At 64.8% G+C, this 421-nt stretch carries 1 protein-coding gene; it reads right to left on the bottom strand.

The genetic code is table 11. From position 1 onward, the window contains the following. Positions 1-38 precede the first annotated feature (38 nt). Positions 39-421: hypothetical protein (locus tag AC1D0P_RS30415; protein ID WP_477680136.1), on the bottom strand; the 383-nt coding region annotated here is incomplete at its 5' end.

Below are 421 nucleotides of genomic sequence, written 5' to 3'. Positions count from 1 at the left end.
CGTCGTAGGTCCTCGATCAAGCCCCGAATGATCCGGACCTAAAGCCTGGGGTCAATCGGTTCACTTTCGAGCGCAAGAACGGCGAACACGCATTCGTGGATGTCGCGCAAGGGTGCCCGGGCCTGGAACCGTAGCAGACCTTCATGGCCGAGGCTGAATTCCCTGAGCGCCAGCGACCGCTTGCCGCCCAGGCTGCGCTTGCGCAGCCGCGAGAGATTGTCCGGCATGTCGTATTCCGGGCCGTAGATGATGCGCAGATAATCCTGGCCGCGGACTTTCAGCGCCGGCTGGATCAGGCCCTTTTCGCCGCGGGCAAGGAAGGCGAGCGGCTTGACGACCATGCCCTCGCCACCCCGCGCGGTCAGCGCCTCCCACCAGCGAACCGCCTCGTCGCAGGCATCGGCGTCGGCCAATACGATGT

It is taken from the genome of Polaromonas sp. P1_G2 (assembly GCF_056405515.1).
The sequence above is the reverse complement of the archived record's forward strand: the minus strand, read 5'-3'. Positions and strand labels throughout refer to the sequence as shown.